Annotated in this window: 17 protein-coding genes, 1 pseudogene and 1 riboswitch; of the genes and pseudogenes, 7 read left to right on the plus strand and 11 right to left on the minus strand. The window is 69.9% G+C overall.

The features are described 5' to 3' along the window. The first annotated feature begins 78 nt into the window (after positions 1-78). Both ACSU1G_RS22850 and ACSU1G_RS22855 read left to right on the plus strand, forming a co-directional pair. A pseudogene (locus ACSU1G_RS22850) lies at positions 79-2064 on the plus strand (FMN-binding glutamate synthase family protein). Between the two features lie 58 nt (positions 2065-2122). Beyond that, a complete protein-coding gene (locus ACSU1G_RS22855) occupies positions 2123-2647 on the plus strand; it encodes a DUF3237 domain-containing protein (protein WP_439282322.1) in 525 nt (174 codons plus the stop codon). A gap of 47 nt (positions 2648-2694) precedes the next feature. Here ACSU1G_RS22855 and ligM read toward each other — a convergent pair whose 3' ends face one another. Then, positions 2695-4077, minus strand: a complete 1383-nt coding sequence (ligM, locus tag ACSU1G_RS22860) for a vanillate/3-O-methylgallate O-demethylase (protein WP_439282323.1) — start codon at positions 4075-4077, stop codon at positions 2695-2697. Between the two features lie 108 nt (positions 4078-4185). Between ligM and ACSU1G_RS22865 the strand changes: the two genes are divergently transcribed. Then, positions 4186-5127 (plus strand): LysR family transcriptional regulator, encoded by a 942-nt coding sequence (locus tag ACSU1G_RS22865; protein ID WP_439282324.1) that lies wholly within the window; start codon positions 4186-4188, stop codon positions 5125-5127. 37 nt (positions 5128-5164) lie between these two features. Here the strand turns inward: ACSU1G_RS22865 and ACSU1G_RS22870 are convergent, their stop codons facing one another. Continuing rightward, positions 5165-6220 carry an amidohydrolase family protein gene (locus ACSU1G_RS22870; protein WP_439282325.1) on the minus strand — a complete coding sequence of 352 codons (1056 nt, stop codon included), beginning with the start codon at positions 6218-6220 and terminating at the stop codon, positions 5165-5167. Between the two features lie 51 nt (positions 6221-6271). Next, positions 6272-7333: an ABC transporter substrate-binding protein gene (locus tag ACSU1G_RS22875; protein WP_439282326.1), complete on the minus strand. Its 1062-nt coding sequence runs from the start codon at positions 7331-7333 to the stop codon at positions 6272-6274. Between the two features lie 137 nt (positions 7334-7470). On the opposite strand from ACSU1G_RS22875, the gene ACSU1G_RS22880 reads away from it, so the two are divergent. Both ACSU1G_RS22880 and ACSU1G_RS22885 read left to right on the plus strand, forming a co-directional pair. Then, positions 7471-8262, plus strand: coding sequence for an IclR family transcriptional regulator (locus ACSU1G_RS22880; protein ID WP_439282327.1), 792 nt, complete (start codon positions 7471-7473; stop codon positions 8260-8262). Then, positions 8255-9499 carry an MFS transporter gene (locus tag ACSU1G_RS22885; protein ID WP_439282328.1) on the plus strand — a complete coding sequence of 415 codons (1245 nt, stop codon included), beginning with the start codon at positions 8255-8257 and terminating at the stop codon, positions 9497-9499. Before ACSU1G_RS22880 ends, ACSU1G_RS22885 begins: the two co-directional genes overlap by 8 nt. A gap of 536 nt (positions 9500-10035) precedes the next feature. Here the strand turns inward: ACSU1G_RS22885 and ACSU1G_RS22890 are convergent. After that, positions 10036-11250 carry an MFS transporter gene (locus tag ACSU1G_RS22890; RefSeq protein WP_439282329.1) on the minus strand — a complete coding sequence of 405 codons (1215 nt, stop codon included), beginning with the start codon at positions 11248-11250 and terminating at the stop codon, positions 10036-10038. A gap of 170 nt (positions 11251-11420) precedes the next feature. Between ACSU1G_RS22890 and ACSU1G_RS22895 the strand changes: the two genes are divergently transcribed. Beyond that, entirely contained in the window at positions 11421-12725 is a 1305-nt protein-coding gene (locus ACSU1G_RS22895; RefSeq protein WP_439282330.1) for an MFS transporter, read from the plus strand. Positions 12726-12812: 87 nt separating this feature from the next. Here the strand turns inward: ACSU1G_RS22895 and ACSU1G_RS22900 are convergent, their stop codons facing one another. The 6 genes from ACSU1G_RS22900 to hisD form a co-directional block, all read right to left on the minus strand. Then, complete coding sequence (locus ACSU1G_RS22900) at positions 12813-13124, minus strand: hypothetical protein (protein ID WP_439282331.1); 312 nt, start codon at positions 13122-13124, stop codon at positions 12813-12815. A 71-nt stretch (positions 13125-13195) separates the two neighbouring features. After that, entirely contained in the window at positions 13196-14437 is a 1242-nt protein-coding gene (locus ACSU1G_RS22905; protein ID WP_439282332.1) for an Ig-like domain-containing protein, read from the minus strand. A 135-nt stretch (positions 14438-14572) separates the two neighbouring features. Continuing rightward, complete coding sequence (locus ACSU1G_RS22910) at positions 14573-15577, minus strand: aldo/keto reductase family protein (protein ID WP_439282333.1); 1005 nt, start codon at positions 15575-15577, stop codon at positions 14573-14575. Positions 15578-15619: 42 nt separating this feature from the next. Beyond that, positions 15620-16015: an RNA-binding S4 domain-containing protein gene (locus tag ACSU1G_RS22915; protein ID WP_439282334.1), complete on the minus strand. Its 396-nt coding sequence runs from the start codon at positions 16013-16015 to the stop codon at positions 15620-15622. 45 nt (positions 16016-16060) lie between these two features. After that, a complete protein-coding gene (locus tag ACSU1G_RS22920) occupies positions 16061-16618 on the minus strand; it encodes a flavin reductase family protein (protein ID WP_439282335.1) in 558 nt (185 codons plus the stop codon). 73 nt (positions 16619-16691) lie between these two features. Next, positions 16692-16811, minus strand: a riboswitch (SAM riboswitch). A 99-nt stretch (positions 16812-16910) separates the two neighbouring features. After that, positions 16911-18218 (minus strand): histidinol dehydrogenase, encoded by a 1308-nt coding sequence (gene hisD / locus ACSU1G_RS22925; RefSeq protein WP_439282344.1) that lies wholly within the window; start codon positions 18216-18218, stop codon positions 16911-16913. Between the two features lie 115 nt (positions 18219-18333). On the opposite strand from hisD, the gene ACSU1G_RS22930 reads away from it, so the two are divergent. Further along, the gene (locus tag ACSU1G_RS22930) at positions 18334-20079 is read left to right on the plus strand and encodes a mechanosensitive ion channel family protein (RefSeq protein WP_439282336.1); all 1746 of its coding nucleotides are present in this window, start codon (positions 18334-18336) and stop codon (positions 20077-20079) included. Positions 20080-20246: 167 nt separating this feature from the next. Here ACSU1G_RS22930 and ACSU1G_RS22935 read toward each other — a convergent pair whose 3' ends face one another. Then, entirely contained in the window at positions 20247-21185 is a 939-nt protein-coding gene (locus ACSU1G_RS22935; RefSeq protein WP_439282337.1) for an endonuclease domain-containing protein, read from the minus strand. Between the last annotated feature and the right edge of the window lie 197 nt (positions 21186-21382).

Raw genomic sequence — 21382 nt, forward strand, 5'->3', positions numbered from 1 at the left:
GCGACGTCCAGCGCCGTCCGCACCACCAGCCGTGCTGCGGCCGTGCGATCTGTGTCACAGGGGTGCAGGATGGAGGGTATGAACAACCGCCTCCTCATCATCGGGGGCTGGCCACACTCGGGCTGGTCCTCGTCATCGCCTATCTGGTCGGGTTCTGGGCATGGATCTTCCTCGGCGTCATCGCCGTGCTGCTGGCGATCCTCGCGATCTGGGATCTGACCCAGAAGAGGCACGCCATCCTGCGGAACTTCCCGGTGATCGGGCACGCCCGCTACCTGCTGGAATCGATCCGGCCGGAGATCCAGCAGTACTTCATCGAGCGGAACTATGACGGGCGCCCCTTCGACCGGGATACCCGGTCCATCGTGTACTCGCGGGCCAAGGGAGCGGACGACCACAAGCCCTTCGGCACGGAGAAGGACACCGGCAGCATCGGCTACGAGTTCAATGCTGCACTCCACCGCGCCCGTCCCCCCGCCGGAGAAGATCCCCACCGTGCGCGTCGGCGGGCCGGACTGCCGCCAGCCCTACGACCTGTCCCTGATGAACATCTCCTCGATGTCCTTCGGCTCGCTGTCCAAGAACGCGGTCATGGCCATGAACAAGGGTGCGGCGATGGGCGGGTTCGTCCATGAGACCGGCGAGGGCGGTCTCACCAAGTACCACCAGGGCAACGGGACGGACCTGTTCTGGGAGATCGGCTCCGGCTACTTCGGCTGCCGCACCCATGAGGGGCGTTTCAATCCGGCGACCTTCACCGCCAAGGCCACCCTGCCCGAGGTCAAGGGCATCACCATCAAGCTCTCCCAGGGGGCCAAGCCGGGCCTGGGTGGGGTGCTGCCGGGGCCCAAGGTCACCGCCGAGATCGCCGAGGCCCGGGACGTGCCGGTCGGCGTGGACTGCATCTCGCCGGCCTCCCACTCCGCGTTCTCCACCCCGCGGGAGATGGTCCTGTTCATCGGCCAGCTGCGCGAGCTCTCCGGCGGCAAGCCGATCGGCATCAAGTTCTGTGTGGGTTCGCGGACGGACGTGCTGGCCATGTGCAAGGCGATCTGGGAGGAGCGGATCGCCCCGGACTACATCATCGTGGACGGTTCCGAGGGTGGCACCGGCGCCGCCCCGCTGGAGTACTCGGACCATGTGGGCACCCCGCTGACCGAGGGGCTGATGCTCGTCCACAACGCCCTGGTGGGCACCGGGCTGCGGCACATGATCAAGATCGGTGCGGCGGGCAAGGTCGCGTCCGGCTCGGACATCGTCAAACGCCTCATCCAGGGGGCCGACTTCACCATGTCCGCCCGGGCCATGATGATGGCCACCGGGTGCATCCAGGCCCAGAAGTGCCACACCAACCACTGCCCGGTGGGCGTGGCCACCCAGGACCCCCGCCTGGTGCGGTCCCTGGACGTGGAGGACAAGTCCAAGCGGGTGCACAACTACCAGAAGCTGACCGTCCGCGAGGCGGTGCAGATCATGGCCTCGATGGGACTGAACCATCCCTCGCAACTGAACACGCGCATGCTCCGCCGGCGGGTGGACCACCTGAACACCCGTTCCTACGCCTCGATCTACCACTGGCTGCGCGAGGACGAGTTGCTCAACGAGCCGCCCCGGGGCTGGGCTGCGGACTGGAAGGAGGCTGACGCAGACCACTTCGGCGAGCGTGCCCCGGTGGGTTACCTGACGCAGGCCGACCCGCAGTGGCGGGATGAGTTGGACGTGCAGACCTCCGCCATGTCCCTCGGGGAGTTGCGTTCTACCCTGCGCTCGGGGGATGCGGTGACCACCGCGCCGGCCAGCGCCGCGCCAGCCAGCGCCACCCCGGCGGAGGCAGGCTCGGATGCCGTTCCGGTGGGGGCCAAGCGCGAGACTGACTCGGCGGGGGACCGTAGCGGGGGGCAATGGGCCGGTGAGGGCGAGCCCCGTTCCGGCGGCCAGCCGCCCGAGCGCAACGCCGACGAGAAGAACACCGACGGCGCCCGCCCGCGGCGGTCACGCAGTGAGACCGGCTCCACGCCCGTGGTGAGCGACGCGCCCCGCCCGGAGGGCCAGCTGGGTTCCTGAGGTGGTGACTCCGGGTGTGTGATCTCCGGGCGCTGCCCTGCCCTTTAGCATGTAGGGCATGTCACAGTTTCTCGCCGGCTCCGCCGGCTCCGCCGATCCCACGCGCCCCGTCGACCCGACCCAGCCCGCCCCGCCCCGGCTCGAGTTCCTCGCCACCGTGGCCGTGGAGGTGGACACGCCCGTGGAGGTTGGCCGTACCCACCGCGGGCAACGCCGGATCATCCCGATCACCGGTGGCACCGTCACGGGACCGGAACTCAACGGCACCGTCCTGACGGGTGGGGCCGACTTCCAGCTCATCCAGTCCGAGACCTCCTCGGACCTGGACGCGCGCTACGTCATCGAGACCGACGACGGCGAGCGGCTGTACGTCATGAACGCCGCCTACCGCACGGGCTCGGCGGAGGACATCACCGCTCTCGCCCGCGGCGAGCGGGTGCCTGCCGAGCGGATCTACTTCCGCTGCGCGCCCCGGTTCGAGGTGGCCGGTGAACGATGGGCGTGGTTGGATTCCACGGTGGTCATCGGTTCGGGCCGCCGCGAGCCGGAGCGCGTGCTGATCGATCTCTGGGCGGTTCGCTGAGCCGTCCGGCCGTCCGGCCATCCGGCTGTCAGGCGGTCCGTCCGGCCTCAGGCCGGCTGGTCCGCCCGGTAACTGGTGCGTGCCTTCTCCGTCAGCGGGGCCGGCTGGACGGTGACGCGGATCGGTACCTGCACGTGGTCCTCCACCTGGGCCTTCGAGGACGGGGTGTCCTCGCCCCAGAGCAGGGTCAGCTCGGTGCCGGGCTCCGCCAGGTCGGCATCGATGATGGCCAGGGACAGGATGGCGCGTTCATTGGCCGAGTACCCGGTCCAGGTCGAGAAGCCCGCCGCCCGGCCGTCCTGTTCGACCCGGTCGAAGTGGAAGGTGTCATACAGGGCCATCGGGAGGTTGATGAACTTGGCCCCGGGGCCCGGATGGAACATGGAACCGTAGGCCTTCGCGGTGTCCTCCCCGTTCCACACCAGCGTGACCTTCTTCCGGCGCGTGGTGGTGCCCGCCTGCTCCATGGCCTGGAGGGCTTCCTTGCCGATGAAGTCGTGGTCGAACTTCACGATCCGCCCATAGTCGAGTTCATAGGGCGTGACGTAGTAGTCCGCGATGTCCTGTGAGTGGAACGAGCCACCCAGTGGGGCGGTGGCCTCATAGGACGTCGAGCTCAGCCATTCCCGGTAGCCCTTGAGCTCGTCCCCCGAGTAGATGGCCGGCAGGGGCCGAGGCAGCCAGCCCGATTCCAGGGCGTTGGTGTGGTAGGCGCGGCCGCCCACCTGCGTCAGGCCGAACTGCTGGCCTGCCTCGAGGAGGGCGGCGTGCACGGCCTGGTTGTCCTCCCAGGGGCCCCACAGCTCCAGCCCCGGCTCCCCGGCCATGCCGTGCCGCAGGGCGCGGACCTCCTTGCCGGCGATCGTCAGGCGGGTCATGTGGAAGAACTTCAGCGTGGGAGGCTCCTGCCCCGTCGCGGCCTGGATCACGTCCATGGCGCCGGGCCCCTGGACCTGGTAGCGGTAGAGCCGCGGGTCACCCTTGCGGTACAGCGAGTTGTCATCGCGCCAGACCTCGACGTCGTACCCACCGGTCTCAGCGTGATACTGCAGCCAGTTGATCGAGGGTGGGATGCCCACCGCCTGGTACTCGTCCTCCTCGAGGTGGAACAGGACGTTGTCCCCGATCACGTGACCGGAGGGGCTGACCGCCACGTACTGCTTGGCCATCTCCACCGGGAAGTTCGCCACCGAGTTGACCGCGGTGTCGCTGATGAGCCTCAGGGCATCCGGACCTTTGATGTTCAGGTCCGCCATGTGGTGGGACTGGTCGTAGAGGACGGCGGTGCGGCGCCAGGCGAGCTGTTCGTCCCGCCAATTGGTGAACTCCGGCACCACATGGGGCACGACGGCGGGCGGAGACTGCGACTCCCACAGCAGGTTGACGGCGCCTCCGGCCTGGGCGATGGCGTCTTCGAGATGGTCGACCATGATTCCTCTTCTCAGATGGGAGTACAGACCTGTTACTGCCAGTGTGGTGAACGCCATATCGTCTGTAAAGTCTCTTTTGGAGCCAATCATCCCAAGGAGAACTGCGTTATGGAACTCGAGGCGATGCTCGAGGCCGGGCCGCAACTGACCCTCCGCCAACTCGAGCTGTTCGTCGCCGCCACGGAGCACGGCTCATTCACGGCCGCGGCGCAACACGCCTATGTGACGCCGAATGCCGTCTCCCTCGCGGTCGGCGAACTGGAGCGGGTACTCGGGGTCACCCTGCTCGTGCGGCACCGCGCCCGCGGGGTGACCACCACCCCGGCCGGCATACAGCTGGTCGAGGGGGCGCGGGCCCTGCTGCGGCAGGCGGCCGATCTGCAGCTGACGGTCGGGGACCACGGCACGAACCTGTCCGGGCCGGTGGCCCTCGGCTGTTACTCCACCCTGGCGGCCACTGTGGTTCCCGAGCTGTGGGAGCGGCTGGCGGAGCGGCATCCGGAGATCGAGCTGTCCATCACGGAGGGGACCACCGAGGACCTCGTGGGCCAACTCCACGAGGGTCGGCTGGACTGCGTCATCGCCTATGAGGTGGCGCTGCCGCTGGGCCTGGCGGTCCGCCGGCTGTACGGTGCCCCGCCCTCCGTGGTCCTGCCGGAGTCCCACCGGCTCGCCGGCCGGGCCGCGGTGGACCTGGCGGAGCTGGACGGGGAGCCGCTGGTGCTCTTCGACCTGCCACCCAGCGGCCAGAACACGCTGCAGCTGCTGCGCAGCCGCGGGATTCGCCCCCGGGTGGCGCACCGCACCACGAACTTCGAGCTCGTGCACTCACTGGTGGGCCGCGGCATGGGATTCGCCGTGCAATACCAGCACTCCGGGGTGGAGGTGAGCCGGGAGGGCCGCCGCCTCGCCTTCCGGCCGATCACCCCGGAACCGGAGTCCGAGCCGGTCATGGTGGCCTGGCCGGAGAGGCTGCCCCTCACCTCGAGGGCGGCGGCGGTGGTCCGGTTGGCCCAGGACTGCCTGCCCGTGGAAGAGACAGCTGGCTGAGACCCCCCCCTCCACACCCCTTGGTGGGGCGGCAGGGTCAGAGGTCCAGGTTGAAGACCCGGGTGGCGATGCCCTCGAAGAACTCGAACTTCTCCTGGTCCGTCAGCGGCAGGTTGTCCTGAAGCTCCACCTCGGACGGCTCGTACTGGTACGGGTAATCCATCGCGTACATCACCCGGTCCGCGCCCATCATCTTCCGCACGAACATGATCTCGTCCTCCCAGGGCATGCCGCTGGTGGTGATCCAGACGTTGCGGCGGATGTACTCCGAGGGCTTCAGCGGCAGTGGCTTCACATGCGGGTAGCGGCCGGTGGCCACCTGCTTGCCGTACATGTAGTCGATCCGGTTCAGCCAGAACGGCACCGCCTCACCGAGGTGACCGACCACGAGCTTCAGGTTCGGGAAGCGCTCGAACACCCCGGAGACCACCAGCCGCATCAGGTGCAGGCCGGTCTCCACGCCGAAGCCGTACATCGAGCCGTCCAGGCCCCGATCGTGCAGGGGTTTGAACAGGCCGGCGGAGGGGGCGTTCGGGTGCAGGTAGACGGGCGCCCCGAGGGACTCGGCCGCCTCGTAGAACGGCAGGAACTCGGGGGCGTCCGTGTAGCGGTCCCGCACGTGGGAGTTCAGGATCGCGCCCTTGAGTCCGAGCTCGGTGACGGCCCGTCCCAGCTCGGCGGCGCCGGCGTCCGGTGCCGTGAACGGCACGGCGGCCAGCCCGGAGAACCGGTCTGGGCGGTTGCGGACGATCGCCCCCAGATGGTCGTTCGACAGGCGTGCCAGGTCGGTCGCCTGGGCGGCGGCCAGGGGATTGGTCCCCGGTGCGGTCAGAGCCAGGATCTGATGGTCGACGCCGGCCGCGTCCATCTCCTGCAGGCGAATCCCCTCGGTGTCCACCATGCGCTCGCGGATGAACCGCGGGCGGTCTCCGTCACCGAGGGCGTAGTAACCCATCAGACTCATGAAGCCGGGGTCGTCCTCGGGGTTCTCGCTCAGGATCTGGCGGAAGAGGTCGAACATCTCCGGCGGCGCCCAGGCCTCCTCGGTGGCGATGCGTCGGTAGGGGCGGGGGGCTGAAGCTGGGTTGGTCATCTTCGGGGTCCTTGTTTTCTCTCGGGGTGTGGTTCGCGGGTGTGCTCGGGCTCAGTGGGCCGCAGGGGTGACGATGTCCTCCACGGTGATCTCCTCGTCCAGGAGTCCGTAGCGGACCATGCGTTCGTTGAGGAACTGCAGGGTCTCCTCGTCCACGGTGGCGTTCCAGACGGGCAGGTGGATCTGACCGGCGAGGTCGGGCTCGATCGTGGTGACCTCGGGCAGGGCCTCGCGGAACGCGTCCGGATCCTCGGCGATGGCCTGGCCGGTGGCGTCGATGCCCCGCTGGAACGCCTCCACCACCTCAGGGTTCTCGGCGGCGTAGTCCTCGGAGGTCATGTAGGTGCCCACCATCATGTCCGCCCGGGACTCGGCGTACGGGCTGGCCACTTCCACGGCCCCCTGGTCCACGGCCATGGTGACGAAGGGCTCGATCAGCAGGGCGCCGTCCACCTGGCCGTTGGCTACCGCCGGCAGCATGTCGGAGAAGCCCATCTCTGCGAACTTGACCTGGGTGCGGTCCGCGCCGGCGTCCTCCATCAGCGTCATGATGACCACGTCGTTGATGTTCTCCAACGTGTTCACCGCGATGGTGGCTCCTTCGAGGTCGGAGACGTCCTCGATCCCGCTGGAGCTGGAGGCCACGATGCGGGCGAAGTCCTCGGCGGGGTCGGCCACGGTGCGGGTGCCCGCCGCCACGATGGTGATGGGCAGCCCCTTGCTGGCCGCCAGGATGGCACTGACGGTGTTGGACCCGGCGAACTGCGTCTCACCGTTCACCACGGCGGGCACGGCTGCTGCTCCGCCGATGCTGACGTCCACGGTGACGTCCAGCCCCTCGGTTTCGAAGAAGCCCTCGTTCACCCCGTACTGCAGGAAGGCCGAGGGCATCCCTGCGGTGTCCGCCACGCGGACGGCTGTGGTCCCGGTGGTCCCCGTGGTGCTCTCAGTGCTGCCCGTGTCCTCTGCCGGTGCGCCGTCCTGTGGGCCGGAGGTGCCGCCGCCCCCGCAGGAGGACAGCAGCAGTGGGGCGGCCAGAAGGGGTGCCAACCAGCGGGTCCGGCCGGTGATCCTCGTGCTGCGCTTGGTGGTGCCCTGCGTGCTGGTCCTCATGGTGATCTCCTGTGCGGTGGGGATAGGGAGTGGTGATGTCTTCTCCAGAGCGTAGGATGCAATCTCAACAGACAGAACAGTTAGGCATTTTGTTCTGCTGTGGCGAACAGCAACGAAGTACGAGGAGGAGCTGCCCGATGTCCGAGATTCGGTCCGTGGTGCATGCCCTGACGGTGGTGGACCAGGTGATGAGTGCCGGCGGGGTCCGGGTGCGAGAGGTGGCCGAGGACCTCGGCATCGCCCCCTCGAGCGCCCACCGCCTGCTGAGCACGCTGGCCTCGAGGGACTATGTGGTCCAGGACCCCCACACCCGGATCTACCGGCCAGGGGCAAAACTGCTCGGCCTGACCGGCGGGACGGTGGGCACCAGAGAGATCCGCCACGCGGCCCACCGGCCCATGGAATCGCTGGCGGCGGCCACGGGGGAGTCGATCTCCCTGTCCATCCTCGTGCGGGCGGAGGTGGAGTTCGTGGATGGCATCGAATCCGGCCATATCCTCCGGGCCTCACCGCGGATCGGGGCCCGGCTGCCGGCCTACAGCACGGCGGGCGGGCGGGTGCTGCTGGCCGAGCTGGGGCCCGAGGACGTCTCCGGTATGTTCGGCGCACGCCTGAAGAAGCTGACGGATCGCACCGTGGACACGATGCCGGAGCTCGGCGGGATGCTCGCTAGGATCCGACAGGCCGGCTATGCGGTGTCCCGGGGTGAGAGCACTGCGGGGATCTCTGCCGTGGCGGTGCCCGTCCGCTTGGCTGGCGGCCGGGCGGTCGCCGGGCTGGCCGTCGTCGCCCCCACCGAACGGCTCCCGGACACGGGACTATCCGTGATCATCGATCAGTTGCTGCGGGCGGCCCGGGACATCGCCGTGGCCCTGCCGCCCACGGCCGGGTGGGACAACAGACTCGGGAATGAGGAGCGCAATGACTGAGGGAGCCCCCGCACAGAGACCGTCCGCGCCACGGGCCGGCACGGCGCTGCTGACCGTGCTGCTCATCGCCATGGGCGTGGGACCGCTGCTGAACTATGGACTCTCAGCCACCTCGGATCTGCTGATCCATGAGCTCGGGGTCTCCGCCGGCCAGTTCGGTCTGCTCGTCACCGTGCTGTTCATCAGCGCCGCCGTCTCCTCCATGGTGATCGGCCGGCTGGCGGACGTGCTCAGCATCCGCAGCCAGCTCATCTTCAACTACGGCGGCACCGTGGTGGCGCTGCTGATCTCCGCGATCGGTCCGGCGTACTGGACCCTCATCCTGGCCTGCATCATCGTGGGGCCGTCCCAGGTCATCGCCAATCCCACCACCAATCGCGTGATCTACTCGGCCGTCCCCGCCCCCAAACGGTCCGGGTGGATCGGGGTCAAGCAGTCGGGCGTCCAGGCCAGTCAGCTGGCCGCCGGGCTGATGTTCCCCGCCGTCGCCCTGTGGGCCGGTTGGTCGGGGGCCGCCGTGGTGGCCGCCGTGGGTGTCCTGGTGCTGCTGTGGTGGTCGCTGCGCCACATCCCGGCGGAGGAGCCCACCGACTGGACGGAGTTCTGCCGGGTGCTGACGGACCGGTTCCGCCGTGGCCGGGGCGTCGCCACGGCCTCCCTGCCCCTGCAGGTGTGGCTGTTCACCGCCGTGGCGTTCGCCAACGGCGTGGGCACCCAGGCCACCAACGTCTACCTGCCCCTGTTCGCGGTGCGGGACCACGGGTACAGCCTACTGATCGGCGGACTGGCCGCCGGGCTCTCCGGCGTGGTGGGGGTGTGCAGCCGGGTCTACTGGGGCCGTGCGCTGGGCGCCGGCCGGAAGCCGGGCACCCTGCTGGTGATGATCGCCTCCGGGGCGCTGCTGGGCATGGCGAGCATGGCGGCATCCTCCGTCTGGGACCTGCCCGCCCTGTTCTGGACCGGGGTGGTGCTGCACGGGCTGACGGTGCTGGGTACCAACGTGGTGGTCAACGCCGGAACCATGCAGGCCGTGGACGCCACCCGCATCGGTGCCGCCAGCGGCACCACCACCATGGGGATGTACGCCGGCTTCGCGGTTGGCCCCGTCGGCATGGGGGCCATCGTCGAGCTGACCGGCGGCTTCGTCCTCGGATGGATCCTGGTCGGAGTGACCTACGCCGTGCTGCTGGCCCTCGCGGTGGTCATGGTCCGCACGGCCCGCCGCCCCATCGCCTGAACGTGGTCCGCGCTGCAGCGCCGGGCGCCCCGCACGCCTAGCATCGAAGCATGGACCTTCCCGACGCCGGCCCCCACGATCCCGCCCACCGCACCACCCGCTGGGCGGACGCCGCACCCGCCGGCGGTCCTCTGGGGGCGCGGGCCCTGCTGATGGTGGTCCCGGCCGTGTGGCTGGGACTGGTCATCGGCATCTCGCTGATCGAGGCGCCGCTGAAATTCACGGCGCCGGGCATCACCATCCCGCTCGGGCTGGGCATCGGCCGCCGGGTGTTCATGGCCATGAACCTGGTGGAGGTGGTGCTGGCCGTGGTGTTGCTGGCGGCCCTCTGGCGGAGTCTGGGCCGGCCCGGCCGGAGCCGGCTGTGGCTGCTCAGCTGGGCCGCCACCGCCGTGCTCGTGGTCAAGATGGCCGTGATCAAGCCCTTCCTGAACCGGCGGACGGACGCCGTGCTGGCCGGGGACTTCGGGGGCGGCTCCGGCACCCACTACGTCTACATCGCGGCCGAGGCGGTGCTCATCGTGATCCTCGTGCTGCTACTGCTCACCGCGGCCCGGGCGGTGTTGGGCCCGGCGGCCGTGGGCCAGCCAGTACACCCCCATGGTCAGGACCACGAAGCCGGAGAGCCCCAGGTACATGCCGGAGAATCCGGTGGCCGGCAGCAGGGCGCCCAACAGGATGGGCCCCAGGCCGATGCCCACGTCCAGCATGAGGAAGTACGTGGAGGTGGCCACCCCGATCTGGAACGGCGGCACCACGGTGGCGGCCACGGACTGCAGTGACGTCAGCAGGGCACCGAAGCCGAAGGCGCACAGGACGGCCGCGATGAGCAGTCCCGGAAGGGCGGGCCAGAGGGCCAGGACCGCCATCGCCGCCGCCAGGCAGGCCAGCAGTGGGAAGACCACCGCGTTGTCCCCGTACCGGTCATGGGCCGGCCCCACGATGAACCGGGAGAGCACCAGCACCACGGCGTAGACCACGAAGAACAGGCTGGCCGAGGTGGGGCTGATGCCCTGTTCCCGGGCATAGCCGTTGAGGAAGGCCAGCACACTGGAGTAGGCCAATCCGGACAGCAGGATGATCAGGGAGACGGGCACGGCAGACCGGGCGACGATCCGCAGCAGCGAGAATCCCGGGCGGGATCCGTCGGCCGGGCGCGGTGCCGCCGGCAGGTGGACCAGGCAGGCGGCGACGAGGCCGATTCCGGAGACCACGGTGCACAGGATGAACAGCGAGTCGAAGCCGAAACGGTCCGTCAGCTGGAAGGCGAGCAGGGGGCCGATGGCCGTGGCAACCGTGGTGGAGGTGCCGAACCAGCCGGTGCCCTCACTGCGCCGGTGCGGCGGGATCATCCCCTGGACGGCGGTCGCCACCACCGTGCTGGCTGCGCCGAAGGTCACCCCGTGCAGCACCCGGATCACGATCAGCATCCCGAGGCTGTCCACCAGCAGGTACAGCGCCGAGGCCACCAGGAACAGCGCCATGGACACCAGCAGGGTCCTGCGGCGTCCGATGAACTCCATGGCCTGCCCCGTGAACAGCCGGGCGAGCACGGAACCGAGGACGAATCCGCTGACCGCGAGCCCGGACATCACCTCGGAGGCCTGGAACTCGTTGACGGCGTACAGTGCCATGGCCGTGACCAGCAGGTAGAACACCAGGGACTGGAACAGGTTGGTCAGGGAGACCAGGATGAAGTTCCGGCTCCACAGCCGCGAGGGAGGCTGCGGTGTGCTGACTGCGGAGGACACGGACGGGGACCGGCTTTCTGGGCGGGGCGGGCGGAGGAGCGGGGCGGCGGGGGACTGGCGGGGTGGCGCAGGGACGGGCGAGGCACCGGCACGGGCCGGGAGTGCCCGGGCGATTCTAGCCCTCGTGCGCGCGGCGGGCCGGGGGAAGTCCGCGGGCTACGCTGGTGGTCATGGCGAAACGCGGCGATCTGAGCTGGCTCTGGATCATGATTGCCGCAGCGGTCCTCACCCAGACCGCCCTGAACCTGCTGCGCCCGGTCACCAGCTACAAGCTGCTGGTCCTGGGGGCCGGGGAGACCTGGGTGGGCCTGGCCACCGCCGCCTACGCCATCCTTCCACTGGTCTTCGCCATGGCCCTGGGCCGGCTGACCGGGCGGCTGCCCACCCTGCGCGGCATGATCGCGCTCGGCGGTGCGGTCATGGCCCTGGGCGGCCTGGGTCTCGCGTTCGGCGGCAGCATCGCCGTCATCATGGTCTCCTCGGCCGTACTGGGCATGGGCCACCTGGTCTTCACCATCGCCGGCCAGACCGTCATCGGGCGGCGGAGCACACCGGCCACCATGGACGCGGCCTTCGGGTGGTTCACCGCCGCCTTCTCCGTCGGCCAGATGCTCGGGCCGCTGATCTCCGGACTCATCCTGGGCAACGTCACCTTGGGCGAGGCGTCGCACAGCACGGCCTTCGCCGGCCGCATCGACGCCTCCCTGTGGCTGGGTGCGGCCTGCTCCCTGCTGGCCGTGCCCGTGATGTACCTGATGAGGGCCGACGGCGGCCGGCGGCCCCGCGCGCACCCGCCGGCGCCCGGGGTGGCACCGGAGCACCGGACCGGACGGCGCGGTGAGACGGCCGCGGCCGGGGCCGGGCCGGCGTCGGGCTCCGGGGTGGGTTCGGAGAAGCCGACCATGCTGCGGATCTGGCGCGTGCCGGGGATCCCCTCCCACATGATGGCCTCCTTGGCCCTGCTGGCGATGCTGGACATCCTGACGGCTTTCCTGCCGCTCGTCGGTGAGGCCGCCGGGGTCGCGCCGATCGGGGTCGGAGTCCTGCTGTCCGTCCGCGGCGGGGCCTCGTTCGTGTCCCGCATCGTGCTGCCGTGGATGTCCCGGCGGTGGTCCCGCCACGGGCTGGTGTTGGTGTCCCTGCTGGCGACCGCCGTGGCGTTGGGCTTCGTGCCGCCGGTGCTGCAGGTGTGGGGCGCCTCCTGGCTCGCACTGAGCCTGATGGCCGTGGGCGGGCTCGCCCTCGGGATCGGCCAACCGCTGACCATGTCACTCGTCTCCCAGGCCGTGCCGGTCCCGTGGCGCGGCCCGGCGCTGGCGGTCCGCCTGGTCGGAAACCGCGTGGGGCAGGTGGTGATGCCCGTGGTGGCCGGCCTGGTGGCGGCACCCCTCGGCCCGGCCGGCGGCATCTGGTGCGCCTGCCTGATCCTGGCGGCCTCCGGCGCCGAACGGCTGGTGTCCGGGCGCCGGAGGTAGAGGTTCTCAGGCCTCAGGCCTCAGGGCCTCAGCGAGGTCTCCGCGGCGCGGGTGGTGCGGGCTGTGCGGATGGTGCGCCTAGGGGGCTCAGCGGTCGGCGTCGTCGTTGCCGCTGTCCTCGTCGTCCTCGAGGCCGTCCCATTCCGAGTCCTCGTCCGGGATATCCTCGTCCGTACTCGCCTCGGCTTTGCCCTCCTGGTAGTCCGGGACGCCGTTGTAGTCCTGGTCCCCGTCCAACAGGAAGGTGTCCCGGCGCAGTGGGTCGATGGCGTCCAGGGTGTCCGGGTCGTCGGAGGAGCCGATGTCCGTGGTGCCGTCACGGCCGTCGGCCGGCTGCTCCAGGTCGTTCTCCGGTTCCTCGATGAATTGCTGTTCCAGTTCGTCCTCGTACCGGCTCAACGCGAACCTCCTCGATGTCGGGCGGCCCACGGGGCGGCGTTCCGTCCCAGCGACCGCATCGTCCGGCCAGCCTAGTCCCGGTGGCCCGCGCGGGGTAGGGCGGCTGCGGCGAGGCCGATGAGCACCAGCATCAGGACGCCCACGCCGGCGAACAGCCAGATGGAGGAGCCGGTGACCACCGCGGTCCGGTCAGTGGCCGCCGCCGGGGTGCTGCCGGCGTCTTGATCCTGTGGGGCCGTGCCGTCCTGCTCGCCGGCGCCGCCCTCGGGGAAGCTCCCACCGCCGGGGTGTGAGGCCATCCCGGCAGAGATGCCCTGGATGAGCGTACGGGCGTCCTGAACGGCCTGCAGCGAACACGAGACCGTGGTCTCACGCGTCAGGTCCCGTAGTCGCTGGGTGGCGGTGTCAGCCTGCGGTGCCGACCCGGAGGGCGCTGTCCCGTCCGGCGACCCGGCGCCACCGCCCGAACCGTCCGCGGGACCGGAGGTGTTGCCGCCCGGGGTGCCGGGGGCCGTCCCCGAACCGCCGTCGCCGTTGCCGTTTCTGCCGCTGGTGCCACCGTTCTCACCGTCGCCGTTGGCGCCGCCGGTGTTCCCGCCGGTCGGCACCTCCGTGGGATCCGTGGAACCAGGGGTGGACGGGGCCGGGGTCGGCTCGGCCGTGGGGGCCGGCCCGGAGGTCGGCTCCTGGCTGGGAGCCGGGGTGGTCCTGGTGGGCGAGGGGGCCGGCGTCGTGGGCTGCTCCGTCGGTGTATCCGTGGGCGTGGGGCTCGGCGAGGTGGTGGGGCTGGGACTCGTGGGGGTCGGGGTGGGGGTGGGATCCGGCTGTGCCTCCACCCGGATGGACAGGTCGCAGACGGCCACTCCGCCCTGGCCGTCGTCCGCGGTGACCTCGATGAAGTCGTGGCCGGCGAAGCCCGGCGGGGCCGTGTAGGTCAGGGTGTGGCCGGTGACCGCGGTCTCGGCACCCGACGAGGAGCCCGCAGCCGTGAGGGTGATCCGGTCGCCGTCGGGATCCGTGACCTGGAAGCCGATCGACTCCGGGACGCCCGCCTGGACGATGATCCCGGGGCATTGGAGGAACTCGGGCGGGGCGTTGCCGCTGGGGGAGGTGGAGGGCGAGGGGGCCACGGGTTGCGTGGCTGTGGCTGAGGGGGATCCGCTGGGGCTGGGCAGGGTGTCCGCTGCGGCAGGGCCCACCGGGCCGGTCATGAGCAGCAGGACTCCGGAGGCGGCCGTCAGACCGCGGCCGAGGCCCGTGAGGGCATGGCGCGGACGGGGAAGGTCAGCAGTATGCCGTGCCCTTGTGGTCATGCTCAGCCCCCCCTGATGGCGCTTGACCCCGTGTTGCCCGCTCCGTCCAGCGGAACGGGCAACACCGGCTGACTGTGATCATACCGTGATACTTCAGGATGTCCAGATCACGGCGTGATCACAATCTGGGGCTGGTCAGGCCACGCGTGTCTCCGGGACGGAGACCAGGGAGGGGTCGTCCGTGACGATGTGCCCGATCGCGGCGTCGATGGCGCGCAGGGTGACGTCATCCAGGGTGAGGTCCAAGGCTTTCACGTTCTCGGCGATCTGTTCCGGCCGGGAGGCTCCGACGAGGGCGCCGGCGACGTTCGGGTTGGCAAGGACCCAGGCGATGGCGAGCTGGCCCATGGTGGCCCCGAGTCCGTCAGCGATCGGACGCAGCTTCTGCACTGCGGTGAGCACCTCATCGGACATCCGGCTGGCCATGGTGCGGGCGCCGCCCTCGGTGTCCGCACCGCGGGAGCCCTCGGGAGGCTGCTGGCCGGGCAGATACTTGCCGGTGAGGATGCCGCCGGCCATGGGGGACCAGACGATCTGGGAGAGCCCGAGGTCCTCGCAGGCCGGGATGACCTCTGACTCGATGACCCGCCACAGCATGGAGTACTGCGGCTGGCTCGAGATGAGCTGGAAGCCGAGCTGGGACGCCATGGCGTGGGCTTCCCGGATCTTGTCCGCGGGCCACTCGGAGACCCCGATGTACAGGGCCTTGCCGGCGCGGACGATGTCCGCGAAGGCCTGCATGGTCTCCTCCAGCGGCGTCTCCACGTCATAGCGGTGGGCCTGGTAGAGGTCCACATAGTCCATCTGGAGCCGCTGCAGCGAGCCGTTGATGGACTCCATGATGTGCTTACGGGAGAGCCCGGTGTCATTGTGGCCCTGGGGCCCGGTGGGCCAGTAGACCTTGGTGAAGACCTCGAGCGACTCGCGGCGCTGACCCTGCAGGGCCTCGCCCAGGACGGACTCAGCCTTGGTGTTGGCGTAGACATCCGCCGTGTCGAAACTCGTGATGCCCTGGTTCAGGGCCTCCTTCACGCAGGCGTGTGCCGTCTCGTTCTCCACCTGGGAGCCGTGGGTGAGCCAGTTGCCGTAGATGATCTCTGAGATCTTGAGTCCGCTGTTGCCGAGGTATCGAAATTTCATGGATTCACCCTAGTCGGCCGGACGCCGCACGTCGCCAGGGGTTCAGCCCGGGTCGAGCTCGGTACGCCGCCGCAGCTGGTCCAGCTGCCGGCGCTCCCGCTTGGTGGGGCGTCCGGCCCCGCGGTCCCGGCGCGGCACGGCCATCAGCTCGCGGGGGACGGGCTCCGGGGAGTGGTCGATGTAATGACGGACGGCCTCCGGGGCGCCGACGCGTTTGGCCAGCAGGCCGGTAACCTCGAGGATGCGTTCCCGGCCGGGCTGGCGCAGGCGGATGGTGTCCCCGGGCCGCACGGCCTGGGAGGCCTTGGTGGGTTGCCCGTTCAGCCGGACGTGCCCCGCCCGGCAGGCGGCGGTGGCCGCCGAGCGGGTCTTGTACATGCGCACGCCCCAGAGCCAGGCGTCCAGACGGACCTGGGCGGGAGGGGTGGGTGGTGGCATGGACGTGAAGCCTACCTCCCGTTACTGGTTGCCCTACTGGTTTCCCTACTGATTGCCTTCGGCGGTGCGCAGGTTGCGGAACGCGGAGCGGTGGAACACGATCGGCTCGTGCTCGGAGGAGTGGTCGTGCACGCCGTGGACCTCCAGCAGGACCATGGTGTGGTCCCCGGCCGGCAGTTCGGCATAGACGGTGGTGTCCAGCCACAGGGCCGCACCGTTCAGGAGCAGGGCACCGTGATCCGTGGAGCGGACGTCCAGTCCGGCGAAGCGGTCTCCCTCCTTGGCGGCCAGCTGGCGGCACACGCTGGTCTGGCCCTCGCCGAGGATGGAGATCCCGATGCGTTCTGCCTGCTTCAGCCGCGGCCAGGTCCGGGAGGTGTTCTGCACGGCCACAGACACCAGCGCCGGCTCGAGGGAGACCCCGACGGTGAAGGACGAGGCCACGAGCCCCTCCTTGACGCCGTGGGCCACACCGGCCAGCGCTGCCACGCCGGAGGGGAAGTGGGAGAAGGCGGTGCGCAAGGTCTCGGTGGACAGCTCGCGATTGAGGTCACGGTCCAGGGCGGGGGTCGAGTGCAGTTCGTGGGTAGCCAGAGCGGTCATGTTCGGTCCTCCATTCGAAGGCGGATCTACTCGACGGCACCCACGGAGAGTACTCCGAACGGCACCAGCAGAAACGCGGTACTTGCCTGCCGGGACGTCCGGGAGGCCGAATCCTCACCTGGAGCACCCCACTACTGCGTGAAGAGGGTTGCCGTCCCGCAAGCCAGGGCTGTAACAGCGGGAACTCGTGATTCTGTGTCCAGACTAACGACGCCCGGCCCTGACGGTCAAAGGGTTTCTCGAACTATGAACCCCTGTGACCTGCATGATGTCCATGACCTCAGGAGGAGTCTCAGCGGAAGCGCAGGGAGACTGCCTCGCCGTGGGCGGGCAGGCCTTCCGCCGTGGAGAGGGAGGCGATGTTGGCGTCCAGGTCCTTCAGGCCGGTCTCCGTGTAACGGATCAGCTGTTGCAGGCGCAGGAAGCTCACGGTGTTCAGCCCGGAGGAGTACCGGGCGGAGCCACCGGTGGGCAGCACGTGGTTGGAGCCGGAGGAGTAGTCGCCCAGAGGCACCGGGGAATACGGGCCCACGAACACGGCGCCGGCGTTGCGCACCCGCCGGGCGGTGGCCAGCGCATCCACGGTGTGGACCTCGAGGTGTTCGGCGGCGTAGGCGTCGGCCACGGCCAGCGCCTCGTCCAGGGTGTCCACCAGCAGGATCCCGGACTGGGGGCCGCCCAGGGCCTGGCGGATCTGCTCCTCATGGAAGGAGCCGGGCACCTGTGCCTCGATCTGCGCGGTCACGTCGCGGGCCAGCTCGGGGGAGGTGGTGATCAACACGGAGCCGGCCATCGGATCGTGCTCGGCCTGGCTGATCAGGTCCGCGGCCACCCAGCGGGCGTCGGCCGTGCCGTCGGCCAGGACCGCGATCTCGGTGGGTCCGGCCTCGGCGTCGATGCCGATGGTCCCGAGCAGGGCGCGCTTGGCGGCCGCCACGAAGATGTTGCCCGGCCCCGTGACCATGTCCACGGGGGCACACACCGGGGCGCCGGCGTCGTCCGCCACGCCGTAGGCGAACATGGCCACCGCCTGGGCGCCGCCCGCCGCGTAGACCTCGTCCACGCCGAGCAGGGCGCAGGCGGCCAGGATCGCGGGGTGCGGCAGGCCGCCGAAGTCCTTCTGCGGCGGGGAGGCCACGGCCAGGGACGGCACCCCCGCGGCCTGGGCCGGGACCACGTTCATCACCACGGAGGAGGGGTAGACGGCGCGGCCGCCGGGCACATACAGGCCCACCCGGTTCACCGGGACCCAGCGGTTCTCCACCACGGCACCCTCGGCGAGCTCGACCTCGGACCCGGAAGGGAACTGGGCGGCGTGGACGGTGCGGGCGCGGGTGATGGACTCCTCGAGGGAGGCCCGGACGGCCGGGTCCAAGGTCTCGAGCGCCTCGGTGATCCGCGCGGCCGGCACCCGCAGGGACGGTGGGCGGATGCCGTCGAACTGCTCGCCTAAATCCAGCACGGCGGTGGCGCCCTCGGTGCGGACCCGATCGAGGATCGGCAGCACCCGGGGGACGGCGGCGGCCACGTCGACCTCAGCGCGTGGCAGCACGGTGGCCGGATCGTAGTCTCGGCCGCGCAGGTCCGTGGTGGCAAGCAGGGCAGGCATGGGAGTGGCTCCTGAGATCTTGAGGGGTTCAGCAGGTTCAGCAGGTTCAGTGCCCATTCTGCCCCTGTTGAGGATCGCGCCAGCACGGGATGTCAGACTGGGCCACATGCTCAGTCCGTCCCCCCTTGCCGAGTGGCCCGCCGTCCTGACCGCCGCGGGGGGTGCAGCGGAGTCGACCGCCGATCCCACCGGAACCCCCGGTCCGGCCCAGGAGAACGTCCAGGACAGCGTCCGGGAGGGCGCCGAGGGCGCGGTGGACTCGCTCGGCCCGTTCTGGGGCATCCTGTCCACCGTGGCGATCTCCGTGGCGATCGCGGTGGCCGTGGTGGTGGTCGCCTGGTTGCTGCTGAACACCGTGCTGCGCCGCAAGCCCGGGATGCGCGGCCAGGTCGCCAAGTGCCGCGTCCCGGTGCTCGCCGTGGTCGTGCTGCTGGCGGTCCGCATCGCCCTGGGCCTGACCGCCTCCGGTTACCCGTGGTTCACCGGGGTGAACTTCCTGCTGATGGCCGGGATCGTGGGTTCGCTGGCCTGGCTGGCGCTGCGGGTGGTGCAGATCGTTGAGGAGCGGCTGCTCGGCAAGTACGCCTCCGAGAGCGTGGACGACCGCCGCGACCGCAAGATCCGCACCCAGACCGTGCTGCTGCGGCGGGTGATCCAGGCTGCGATCATCGTGATCGCCGTCTCCGTCATCCTGCTGACCATCCCGCAGGTCCGTGCGGTCGGCGCCGGGCTGCTGGCCTCGGCCGGCGTGATCTCCGTGGTGGCCGGCCTCGCCGTGCAGTCCACCCTGACCAACGTCTTCGCCGGGATCCAGCTCGCCTTCACGGACGCGATCCGGGTGGGCGACGTGGTGATCGCGGACGGGGTCTACGGGACCATCGAGGACATCACCCTGTCCTACGTGGTGGTGAAGATCTGGGACGGCCGCCGGGTGATCTACCCCTCCAGCCACTTCACCACGACCCCGTTCGAGAACTGGACGCGCACCGGCTCCGCCCTGTCCGGGACCGTGGAGATCGACGTGGACTGGAGGGCGCCGGTGAACGCCGCCCGCGAGCGCCTCAAGGCACTGCTGGAGTCCACCGAACTCTGGGACGGCAAGGACAGCTCCATCCAGGTCAGTGAGGCCTTGAACGGCACCATGAAGCTCTGGGTGGCGGTCTCCGCCCGCAACGCCGGCGACCTGTGGGACCTGCGGTGCCTGGTGCGCGAGGACCTCGTCACCTACCTGCGCAGCGAGCACCCTGAGGCCATCTACGCCCAGCGCTTCGCCGAAGCCCCGCCCCTCGCGGCCGTCGGTGCGGTTCCGGCAGCGGGCGAGGAAGCTGGAGAGGCCGGAGCAAACGGAGAAGCCGGGGACGCCACGAGCGCGCCCGGCACCACCGGCTCCTTGCAGGATCAAGGGCAGGGACAAGGGCAAGGACAGGGGCAAGGGCACGACGCCGGCCCGGCCGGTTCCGCGGCCGGCGCCGGTACCGCGCCCGGCACCGGCGCCGGGACGGGCCAGCAGCCTCGGACCCCCACCAGCCCGTTGCCGTGGATCGAGGCGGGGACGGGGCAGCAGTCGGCGGTCACCGGCGCCACTGCGGCGGTCACCGGCTCGACCCCGTTGACGAAGTCCAGCGAGGACTCCTCCGTGTTCACCGGTTCCATCAGCGCGGTGGAGCGCAACCGTGAGTTCGCCGGCCCGGGTGAGGCCGCGTTCGCCGAGCGCAAGGAGAAGGCCGCCCAAGCCGAGGGGGTCGAAGGGACCGATGAGGTCGACGCGGAGTCCGGCACAGGGTCCGGCGAGGAGACGCCGCGTCGGCGCGGTCCGGATGAGGGCCCCGGCGGCGGCCTCGACGGCAACTGAGGCTGCCGGCCCCGGTTGAGTGGGGCCGCCATCCGGCCCCATCTTGCGTGGTCCGGGGGCACCCCAGATCGAGTAGGGAGGGCTTGTCGAGAACCTCACCGGTCAATTCTGCAAGCCCTCCCTACTCGATGGGTGACGTGTTTCGGGCGACCAGGTGACGCTCCACATCAGGCGCGACCCGCCAGTGCGAGCTTCAGATCCTGCACAAATTGTGCCCACCCGATTTCCGTGAACACCTCGCCCGTGACCCGGAGAACGATCCACCCGTCGCTCTGCATGGCCCGGTCCCGGCCGGTGTCACGACGGAATTGATCCTTGTCCGTACGGTGGTGATCGCCTTCGTACTGGATGCAGATCTTGAGGTGGGTCCACGCGAGGTCGGGGCGCATGATGGTGCCTTCTGCCAGTCGGATCTGCGGATTGACGGTCGGGTCGGGAAAGCCGTCCTGGACCATCCGCTGCCGGAGGACGCTTTCCGGGCGGGAGTCGACTCCGGGCCGAAGCCGGTCCACTGCGGCCCGGGCGCGTTGGATGCCCCGGATGCCCGGCCGTTGCTCTGCGGTGCGGCGGAGCTCATCGACCGTCGAGAGCGGATGCATCCCTGGTTGGCCCTGACCGCTCGGACCATCGTGGCGTTGTAGAAGGCTGTCGCCGTCGGCGATCAGATTCTCGTCGGACAGATGCGTGCCGGCCAGGTCGAACCACGTCCATGCGGGCGCCGTCACTCGGAGCCCGTTGATGGTTCTGATCACGGCGGCCGCGGGCAGGACGTGTCCCTGGACCCCCTTACGCCGGGGGCTTCCTCCGGACTGGCGGGTCTTGGACAGGTGAATGGGGTTGTGGCCGGAATCCTTCCAGGGCAACCACATGCCCCACATGTCGGCGGCGCTCAGGTGACTGAACACCCCGTCTGGATGGATGTCCTGGAGAACCGAGGCCAGATGCCACTGGTCTGGGGCATCGAGCCTCCGCATCCGGATCCCCTGGCTGACGATGACCGCGAGGGGGCCATTGATCTGCTTGCGAACGAGTCCCCGTTGTCGTGCGCGGGACGCGGAGAAGTACGTTGGAAGGCCCTGGGGAAGCGTTGCGCGGCGTCGTGGCATTCCCCCAGCCTCAGGACTCGGAGCCCGTCCGGCACCCACCGATGTGGGAACTGTGGATCAGTCCGGCGATCCGGCCAGTTGTGCAGTAGGGCCGGCTTTCGAGAATGCGAGTGGGCCGTCTTCTGACCATGCGAGTGGTCCAGCGTCTTCTGAGGTCGAGGGGCCGCTCTGGGAGGGGCTCTGGACACGACGGGGGG

This window comes from Microbacterium sp. A93 (genome assembly GCF_051842835.1).

Coding starts and splice junctions, on each gene's coding strand:
- ACSU1G_RS22895 (WP_439282330.1), top strand. CDS start 11,421: ATGGCGAAACGCGGCGATCTGAGCTGGCTCTGGATCATGATTGCCGCA.
- ACSU1G_RS22855 (WP_439282322.1), top strand. CDS start 2,123: ATGTCACAGTTTCTCGCCGGCTCCGCCGGCTCCGCCGATCCCACGCGC.
- ACSU1G_RS22885 (WP_439282328.1), top strand. CDS start 8,255: ATGACTGAGGGAGCCCCCGCACAGAGACCGTCCGCGCCACGGGCCGGC.
- ACSU1G_RS22880 (WP_439282327.1), top strand. CDS start 7,471: ATGTCCGAGATTCGGTCCGTGGTGCATGCCCTGACGGTGGTGGACCAG.
- ACSU1G_RS22905 (WP_439282332.1), bottom strand. CDS start 14,437: ATGACCACAAGGGCACGGCATACTGCTGACCTTCCCCGTCCGCGCCAT.
- ACSU1G_RS22935 (WP_439282337.1), bottom strand. CDS start 21,185: ATGCCACGACGCCGCGCAACGCTTCCCCAGGGCCTTCCAACGTACTTC.
- ACSU1G_RS22865 (WP_439282324.1), top strand. CDS start 4,186: ATGGAACTCGAGGCGATGCTCGAGGCCGGGCCGCAACTGACCCTCCGC.
- ACSU1G_RS22875 (WP_439282326.1), bottom strand. CDS start 7,333: ATGAGGACCAGCACGCAGGGCACCACCAAGCGCAGCACGAGGATCACC.
- ACSU1G_RS22930 (WP_439282336.1), top strand. CDS start 18,334: ATGCTCAGTCCGTCCCCCCTTGCCGAGTGGCCCGCCGTCCTGACCGCC.
- ACSU1G_RS22870 (WP_439282325.1), bottom strand. CDS start 6,220: ATGACCAACCCAGCTTCAGCCCCCCGCCCCTACCGACGCATCGCCACC.
- ACSU1G_RS22920 (WP_439282335.1), bottom strand. CDS start 16,618: ATGACCGCTCTGGCTACCCACGAACTGCACTCGACCCCCGCCCTGGAC.
- ligM (WP_439282323.1), bottom strand. CDS start 4,077: ATGGTCGACCATCTCGAAGACGCCATCGCCCAGGCCGGAGGCGCCGTC.
- ACSU1G_RS22915 (WP_439282334.1), bottom strand. CDS start 16,015: ATGCCACCACCCACCCCTCCCGCCCAGGTCCGTCTGGACGCCTGGCTC.
- ACSU1G_RS22910 (WP_439282333.1), bottom strand. CDS start 15,577: ATGAAATTTCGATACCTCGGCAACAGCGGACTCAAGATCTCAGAGATC.